The organism is Acidobacteriota bacterium (genome assembly GCA_003225175.1).
Classification (GTDB): Bacteria; Acidobacteriota; Terriglobia; order Terriglobales; family Acidobacteriaceae; genus Gp1-AA112.
In genome coordinates this window covers 21,163-29,215 of the sequence record QIBA01000020.1, presented here as the reverse complement: position 1 = coordinate 29,215, position 8,053 = coordinate 21,163, and the positions used below count along the sequence as shown (strand labels likewise).

General features: G+C 55.1%; 7 protein-coding genes and 1 pseudogene. 7 read left to right on the top strand and 1 reads right to left on the bottom strand.

Translation table 11 applies throughout. The features are described 5' to 3' along the window. Nucleotides 1–51: 51 nt before the first annotated feature. Nucleotides 52–462 carry a hypothetical protein gene (locus tag DMG62_00765; protein ID PYY24933.1) on the bottom strand — a complete coding sequence of 137 codons (411 nt, stop codon included), beginning with the start codon at nucleotides 460–462 and terminating at the stop codon, nucleotides 52–54. A gap of 27 nt (nucleotides 463–489) precedes the next feature. On the opposite strand from DMG62_00765, the gene DMG62_00760 reads away from it, so the two are divergent. From DMG62_00760 to DMG62_00730, 7 genes and pseudogenes are all read left to right on the top strand, one after another. Beyond that, nucleotides 490–1,332 carry a gluconolaconase gene (locus tag DMG62_00760; protein ID PYY24932.1) on the top strand — a complete coding sequence of 281 codons (843 nt, stop codon included), beginning with the start codon at nucleotides 490–492 and terminating at the stop codon, nucleotides 1,330–1,332. An 880-nt stretch (nucleotides 1,333–2,212) separates the two neighbouring features. Beyond that, nucleotides 2,213–2,731, top strand: a complete 519-nt coding sequence (locus DMG62_00755) for a hypothetical protein (GenBank protein PYY24931.1) — start codon at nucleotides 2,213–2,215, stop codon at nucleotides 2,729–2,731. 274 nt (nucleotides 2,732–3,005) lie between these two features. Next, nucleotides 3,006–3,886 (top strand): annotated as a pseudogene (locus tag DMG62_00750) (ATPase). Between the two features lie 441 nt (nucleotides 3,887–4,327). Next, nucleotides 4,328–5,311, top strand: a complete 984-nt coding sequence (locus tag DMG62_00745) for a hypothetical protein (protein ID PYY24930.1) — start codon at nucleotides 4,328–4,330, stop codon at nucleotides 5,309–5,311. Nucleotides 5,312–5,513: 202 nt separating this feature from the next. Beyond that, entirely contained in the window at nucleotides 5,514–6,395 is an 882-nt protein-coding gene (locus DMG62_00740; protein ID PYY24929.1) for a hypothetical protein, read from the top strand. Next, complete coding sequence (locus tag DMG62_00735) at nucleotides 6,392–7,675, top strand: hypothetical protein (GenBank protein PYY24928.1); 1,284 nt, start codon at nucleotides 6,392–6,394, stop codon at nucleotides 7,673–7,675. The genes DMG62_00740 and DMG62_00735 overlap by 4 nt, the downstream gene beginning before the upstream one ends. A gap of 63 nt (nucleotides 7,676–7,738) precedes the next feature. Continuing rightward, nucleotides 7,739–7,972: a hypothetical protein gene (locus DMG62_00730; protein PYY24927.1), complete on the top strand. Its 234-nt coding sequence runs from the start codon at nucleotides 7,739–7,741 to the stop codon at nucleotides 7,970–7,972. The last annotated feature ends 81 nt before the right edge of the window (nucleotides 7,973–8,053 follow it).

Here is an 8,053-nt window from a genome sequence, read left to right as displayed (position 1 = left end):
TTAAGTCGACTAGAGGCTGCTTTGGCGCAGGCAGGACCGGAAGCGCTGACTTCAACGCTGCGTTCTTTCGATCGGAGTTCGATCAACCAGATCCGCAGCCTTAAGGCGTTGCGGGAAGTTGTTCACTCGCTCGAAGAGAAGGCGATGAGTTTCGAATCGGAAAAGCATGCGTCTTGACAACGGTACGCGGATCTTGCGACAGAGCAAAGCCCAGATGAGATTCGCTTGTTTGCCAAGGAAAGATAACCACGTTTTACTGTCCGCGATTACATGCAGATCTGCGGTATCGGAGTGGCCATCAGAAACCCGCAGCTCTTTGTTGTGTCTGACAACGGTTGCCTTAATGGTGTCGTCTCCAGTGAAGTGAAATGAAGTGATGTGATAAACCGCATCTACTGGCAATAACCACTTTGTGACATTTGAATATGACCAATCGAGTGCATTCTGGAACCTCCGCTCCACGCCGTTCCGAGCGATACTGTTCCACGCATGAAAGAAGAAAAAGAACAGTCAGAAGCGCGCCTGAAAGTCTTACTCACCAACTTGGGGTTCGGCGAGTCTCCTCGCTGGCACGCGAACCGTCTCTGGTTTGCGAACTGGGGCACACAGCAGATCGTAGCTGTTGGCGTGGATGGAAAACATGAAGTCATTATCGAGGTTCCAACAACGCTACCGTACTGTTTCGATTGGTTACCCGATGGTCGGCTACTGATCGTTTCAGGTCCAGAGAATTTGGTTCTTTGCATGCAACCGGACCGTTCGCTTGTGACACATGCCGATCTTAAGAGTATTTCTGCCGCTGGCTGGAACGAGATCGTCGTTGATGGCCGCGGCGATGCGTACGTGAACGGCGGAGCGTTAGCTCTCGTTAAAGGCGACGGGTCTGTACAAGAGGTAGCAGCAGACTTTGCCTTTCCCAATGGCATGGCTATAACTCCCGATAACGGGACTCTAATCGTCGCGGAGTCGCATGCCCGCCGGCTGACTGCCTTCGAAATCGAGGCGGATGGAAATTTAAAGAATCGGCGCGTGTGGGCTGATCTCTGCGATGGTGTTCCCGACGGCATCTGCATCGATGCTGAGAACGCCGTTTGGTACGCGGATGTCCCTAACAGACGATGCGTGCGGGTACGCGAAGGTGGCGAAGTGTGCCAGGTGGTCAATGTTGATCGCGGTTGTTTCGCATGCATGCTTGGCGGAACCGACCGGAAGTCTCTCTTCATCGTCGCCGCCACATGGCTCGGTTTCCCGAGAATGAGTGAAGCGCTGCAGGCGCGGACTGGTCAGGTTTTGATGACTCGTGTCGATGTGCCGGGAGCTGGCTGGCCATAGCTGACATTGGTTCCCGGCTCGAGTAATGCGCAAGACGACCTTCAGGCGCTCTTCTCGAATCAGCCGTCACGAATTGTTTTGGACGGAAAGCTTCCCAGAGCTTCACTCGCGCCCTGGCATGAGTACGAATTCTCCTTTTTGACCGCGCTTTCCCTAATTACTCCACTGATCGTCACCTGTGAAACTGGCGATTCACTTCCCAAAAGGACACTTATGAAGGCCTCTTCAATTTCAGAAGCTTTGCGCACACTCGTCGATGCTCGACAACCGGTATTCATTTGGGGCGTCCAGCCACTCCTTGTACTACCGTGAGAACGTCAGAGAAATTCCATCGACGGTTGCCATCGGCGTCACTCATAGTCGCTCCGAGTATCCCCCAAAGATGTACGCATTGCTTCCCGATAACGATGAAGAAACCGAGTGCGGGCAAATTTCATTCCAGTCTGCTTCAGATTCCTTGACTGGTTATTGCGACATCCAGGTAAGCGGTTATTGTCTTCGAGCGACATATACTGCAAACTGCAGCTGCTGTAGAGATGTGTGGGCCTGCTTGAAGCATTTGTTGACGCTGCACTGTGCCCGCCGGGCGCAATGACGAGCAGTTCACTTAGCTTTCAGTGAAGCTGCCTTGAATTGAGAGGAAAAGGAAGAAACAAGGACGAGTTATCACCCGCTCCGGTTTCAATGTAGACAGTGAGACCTTCCGAGACGAAATCCAGCGATGCACCCGGCTTCCCATAAAGGTATTGCCTCCCCCGCAGGTGGAAGACCGAAACAATCGATCTGCTGATCAACAAAGTTGAGGCGCGATATCCGCAGAGGGAATAGCAGTAATCGCAAGTTTTGCTGTAGTGCGACTGGAACGTAATTCCTGTCTCTCATGCTAGGTTCGTCGAGTCCAGAGCTTTTTCTTGTTGAGAATATAACTCAAGTATCGAAAGGCATCGAGTCCGCCAACTCGCAACATGCAGGGATCGATTCCGCCAAGCAAGGCAGCATCAGAAAGTTGCTGGAACTTCAGGGGAGCAACGACTGCATGAACCGGCTACCTTTTGAAATGTTCGAGAATCTGCCAGCGGGTAATTATCAGGAGAGGCTCCAGAAATTACTTGTTAACAGGTTGAAGGAAAAGATCGTCAGCGACGAAATCAACGTCAGCATGAGCGTGTATGACAAGCACTTTTCCCAATCTGAGATCGATGGCCTCGTTTCCTTCTATAGCGCTCCACTGGGAACGAAAGCACTTTCGGTAAGGGATCAGGTGCTGGTTGAAACGCGATCCCGGCTGGCCAAGTTCGCCTCTCAATGGAGCCAGGAGGCCCTGAATGAGGTTCTGAATGAAAACCCCGATCTGCGAAAAGCGATCGAGGCGGACCCGGGCCGGGATACTAAGCGCTAGTTGGATTTCAACTCGCCGGCGCGGCAGCATTTCTCGGCCGAGTTCACCGTCTGAGTCACCGTCTGAGTCACCGCCTCGACGTTGTACCTCAAGACGAACCTTCAGGCGCTCTTCTCTAATCAACTGTCACGAATCGTTTTGGACAGAACACTTCCAGAGGCTGCACTCGCGCCCTGACATCAGTAACGATTCCCCTCGCAAACGTTCTTTATCTTAATCACTCCACTGCTCGCCACCCGTGGAACTGCGCATTCAGGTTCCCAAAAGGAGACTTATGAAAGCGTCTTCAATTTCACAGGCCGTGCGCACGCTCGTCGATGCTCGACAACCGGTATTCATTTGGGGCGGCCCGGGAATTGGCAAGTCTGCGGTTGTTGCTCAACTCGCTTCGGAGATGAAGGTGCCTCTCAGAGATGTCCGCGCTCTGTTACTTGATCCGGTCGATCTTCGCGGCCTGCCCTTCCTGGGGAATGATGGTCGATCCAAGTGGGCAACGCCTGACTTCTTGCCACAGGACGGTTCGGGAATTTTATTCCTTGATGAATTGAACGCAGCTCCAGCGATGGTTCAGGCAAGCTGCTATCAACTTGTTCTGGATCGTAAGCTGGGCGACTACGCATTGCCCGAGAAGTGGGCGATTATCGCTGCGGGGAATCGCGATTCCGATCGTGCGGTGACGACGAGAATGCCCAGTCCATTGCGAAACCGTTTCGTTCACCTGGAATTTGAAGTGGACCTTCAGGAGTGGTCGGAATGGGCAATTCGCAATGCTATTCGGGCTGAGGTCATTGCATTTCTCAGATTCCGTAGGGAACTGCTTAGCGTGTTCGATCGCGATGCGAACGCCTTTCCATCACCCCGGAATTTTCAGCCTTCCTGCGCATGTTTCGCGAATTGCCGAACATCGATGCGATTCTGTTGAATCCACTTTCCGAACCCGTTCCAGAAAATGCAGCCGCACAGTACGCGGTTGCTTCGGCGCTTGCCCGTGTTGCGTCCGATTTGAATTTTGATCGCGTCTGCCTCTATCTCGGCCGGATGCCGACTGAGTTTCGCGTTCTATGTGTGCGTGATGCATCGTTGAGAGTACCGGCTGTTCGGCACACCGCGGCGTATACCAAATGGGCGATTGAAAACCACCACGTGCTGGCCTGATAAAAAGATGCAGCATTCCGAAGTCTTATGGCCAATCTGCTTTTAGAAGCTTGTGATTACTGATCGCGGTCACGAAGCCGTGAATCGCGTTGCCGACCGTTTCGGGATCTACGAGCTTACCCACGGAAGGAGCTGGATGAAAGCTCACTGAGAAACAGGTGATCTTTACGGAAGGTTCCTGTACCCTTGTTTTCTCTGGGATGTTTCAAGCCTGAACGAAGGAAACAAAATGGCCTACGCGATCATTGCGGCCTCGATCCTGCTGCGATTTGCTCCCCATCCTGCTGATTTCTCGCCAGTGTACGCAGCGCTTTTGCTGAGTGGAGCTGTAGTGCGGAAAGCTCATTCCATTCTATTTCCCCTTTCGGTAATCATGGTCAGTGACCTGCTGCTGACTCCTCTGGTGTATCGGGCGCCTTTGGGCCGCGGACAAGCGATCACATGGATGGCTTTTGCGGCTACGGCGCTGTGCGGCTGGCTGCTGCGGGAAAGGTTGGGGTTGTGGCGAGTTGCGGGCGTCGTTCTGGCCGGGCCTACGGTCTTCTTTCTTATAGCCAACTTCGGGGTGTGGGCGACGAGCGGCATATATCCTCACAGTTTTTCAGGATTAACGCTGTGTTATCTCGCCGCACTGCCGTTCTACGGTCACGCTGTGGCCAGCACGTGCATCTGCGGAGCTTTGATCTCGGCCTTGTACTTCGGTTGGGTGAAGGTTTCATCGATGAGCGCCTTCCGCCCGCAGCCCCGGTGAGCAAGCCCAAAGCGGCTGTGTCGTGGAGCGGAGGCAAGGATTGTTGTCTTGCCATGGATCGCTGTCGCGATCGGTTCGAAATCGTCGCGCTGCTGACCGTGATGATCGAAGATGGTTCCAGAAGCCGATCGCACGGTTTCCCGCCCGACGTGCTTGATGAACAGGCTAACCTGCTCGGTCTGCCTCGGCTCGGTGTTTCCACTTCATGGCAAAACTATGAGGAGAGCTTCGACCAACTGTTGCGTGCAGCCGGGGAGCACGGCGTCTCGCAGGTCATCTTTGGGGATGTCTTTCCCGATTCGCACCGCCAATGGGCGGAACGCGTCTGCAAGCGGAGAAGCATCGAGGCAGTTGAGCCGTTGTGGGCAGAAGAGACGCGCTTGCTGGTCGACGAGTTCATCGGAAAGGGTGGCATCGCGTCGATTGCGGTCGCGCGCGAAAGCCAGCTCGACTGTCGATGGCTCGGCAGGCAAATCACTCCCGCAGTCGTAGCCGAGCTGGAAGAGTTAGGAATCGATCCCTGCGGTGAACGCGGTGAGTTTCACACGCTTGTGACCTGGTTTCCCGGGTTTCGTGAACGCCTTCAGGTGCAAAGCAAAGGCGTGCTGAGTTACGGAGGATGTTTTTTTCTGGATCTTCATGTACTGCCGCAGGCTACCTCCGCGCTCATTTGATCCCAAACTGACCCCATCCTTCCGAATCGCCGCCTAGTTTAAGGCGCGACCATCCCTCCGCACCCGCACCTTACGACAATTAGAGAATCTGGCAGTTTCACTCGGCCCATCGAGCGCGACGGCCCTCGGTTTAACCACACGCCATGAGGAGAATCTCATGTCATCCGTTCCTATTGCAGAACCATCTCTATCTTCTCGCGCCATGTTGTGTTCACTGTCGATCAGCATGTGGTCTGCACGCAAGCATGACCCGGACGCCTCAGAAGAAATCGCGATGCAGCATGGCGCCCAGGCGGACGCCGGCCGTTATCACAAGATCCTGCTTCCCAAAGAGGCTCTCGGCGAAATTCAGAAGATCGTGAGCGAAGCCCGCCAGGAACACTACTTCATTACCCTGCCCTGGGACGACAACGGCTACCGGGTTCTGCCTGCGCCCGCTTACCTCGACCACGCAGGCAAAATGCGAACTCTTGCGCAGCGATTTAACCCCGCCGCCGATGCTCTGGCGCGGCAATTTGGCTCGCTGGTTGAACAGGCGAGATCCCGACTAGGCGGGCTCTTTCGGGCATCGGATTATCCGACTCCCAGCGAGCTCCGGGCAAAGTTCTCTTTTGAAACCAAAGTTATGCCGCTGCCCGATGCCGGGGATTTTCGCGTAACCCTGGGAGACGAAGAGAAAACTCGGATCAAACGTCAGATCACCGCCGCGGTGGAGGCATCACTGCAGGTGGGCAGCCGCGAGCTGTGGCATCGCCTCTACGATGCCGTGCAGCACATGGCAGAGCGCCTGAGCGCATACAGGGTAACGGACGAAGGCGTTGAGCATCCATTCCGCGACACAGTCGTCACCAAGCTGGTGAAGCTGGTGGATGTTCTCCCGAAGCTCAACATTACCAACGATCCCGAACTGGAACGGCTGGGAAGTCAGGTAAGAGCTTCGTTGCTGGTGGATCCCAAAGAGCTTCGCTTGTCTGAGTGCGTGCGGGCTGAGACTGCCAAAGCTGCAGCAGAGATCGCCCAGCGCATGGCCGGGTACATGAGTGGCTATTTCGCGCCCGCCGTCAACTCAGCGGAGGTCGCATGAAGATCATGGATCGCAACGATGTGGGGATGAAGCTGACAAGAGCGCGAACGCAGTTGCTTCTTGATCAGCCTTTCTTCGGAACTCTGTGCTTGCGACTGAAGCTCATGCCTGGCTCCGTACGGACGATGGCAACCGACGGTAGTCGCATCCTGTACGACGCTAACTTTGTAGCCAAGCTGACTGCAGCCGAACTTCAGGCGGTACTCGCTCACGAAGTCCTGCACTGTGCTCTCGGACATCATTGTCGCCGTGGCCAGCGCGATCCCCAAGTATGGAATGAAGCGGCCGACCTGGCGATTAACCCGATTCTAGTGGGCAACGGTTTTACCCTTCCGGCTGATGCACTGAACGATCCGACGTTCGTAAACCTGTGTGCGGAGGAGATCTACGCGCGATTGATGGAGCGGGGACGAGAGCAGGCAGATGGAAAACGGAATGAACCAACTTCATATGCCCCTCCAGATTCAGCGTCGACACCAAACCAGCAGGATGGAGCTCCAAATTCAGCAGCTGACTCACTCACTGGCGCGGAGGAAGTCGCAAGACCAGACCATGTAGCAGAGGAAGTCTGTCCAGCGAGATCAGGTGGCTTCGGCGAAGTGCTTGATGCGAGCGATGAATCCGGCAATCCACTTTCTCAGGCCGGGAAAAGCCGACAAGAGCACGAATGGAACATTGCCGCCGATCAGGCGATGCGCTCAGCCAATGCATGCGGCCGAATGCCGAGCCAGATCGAGCGGCCACTGAACGAGAGCCGCGAGTCGCGGCAGGACTGGCGCGCAGTTCTTCGCGACTTTGTTACTTCCCGAGTGCTCTCCGACTTTAGCTGGAGCCCTCCCAATCGCCGCTACATCGCGGCAGGTCTATATCTGCCCTCGGTAGAACGCAGCGGTGTAGGGGAGATTGTGGTTGCTGTCGATACGTCGGGATCGATTTCCCAAAAAGACTTGGAACAATTCGCCGGTGAGATTTCCGCGATCGCCGCTGAAGCCGAGCCCGAGGCGATTCATGTCGTGTACTGCGACGCAGCTGTGCAGTCTTCGCAGGAGTTTCAGGATGGTGAGTCAATTCGACTTGAACCGAAAGGAGGAGGCGGCACTGATTTCCGTCCCGTCTTCGCCTGGGTGGAAGAAAATCAACTTGATCCCGTCTGTCTCATTTATTTGACCGATTTGTGCTGCCACTCGTTCCCGGAAGCTCCCGAATATCCGGTTCTTTGGGTCACGAAATCGCGCAGAAAAGCTCCGTTCGGCGAAACCCTTCGGATCGAATGTGAGTAACCGGGGTGCCAGACGCAAACCGACAAGGCACCTCATACAACCCATCCGTGAGAGGAGGCTGATATGGACGGCGAAGTACGCCACCGCCCAACCTCTCCTGAAAAGTCCGTCATGCCGTTGCCGGTGGCCCTATACGAGTCAAACGGTGTGATCTTCGAACTTTATCGTGGTGGACAGCCCGATAAGCCGTCGCTCATTCGTTGGGAACGACTGAAGACCTTCGCGGTCAGCCGAGAGGGCGATCTTACCTTCCATGTTCGCGTAAGTCAGGCCCACCACGAACGCCAGGGCGAGTAATCGCTTGCCAGCACCGGCACTTCCCAAATCAGTAAAGACGCAGAATGATAGAGCACTCCGGCCGGCTCCGGATCGTTGATT

Coding starts and splice junctions, on each gene's coding strand:
- DMG62_00730 (PYY24927.1), top strand. CDS start 7,739: ATGGACGGCGAAGTACGCCACCGCCCAACCTCTCCTGAAAAGTCCGTC.
- DMG62_00760 (PYY24932.1), top strand. CDS start 490: ATGAAAGAAGAAAAAGAACAGTCAGAAGCGCGCCTGAAAGTCTTACTC.
- DMG62_00735 (PYY24928.1), top strand. CDS start 6,392: ATGAAGATCATGGATCGCAACGATGTGGGGATGAAGCTGACAAGAGCG.
- DMG62_00745 (PYY24930.1), top strand. CDS start 4,328: ATGGATGGCTTTTGCGGCTACGGCGCTGTGCGGCTGGCTGCTGCGGGA.
- DMG62_00755 (PYY24931.1), top strand. CDS start 2,213: ATGCTAGGTTCGTCGAGTCCAGAGCTTTTTCTTGTTGAGAATATAACT.
- DMG62_00740 (PYY24929.1), top strand. CDS start 5,514: ATGTTGTGTTCACTGTCGATCAGCATGTGGTCTGCACGCAAGCATGAC.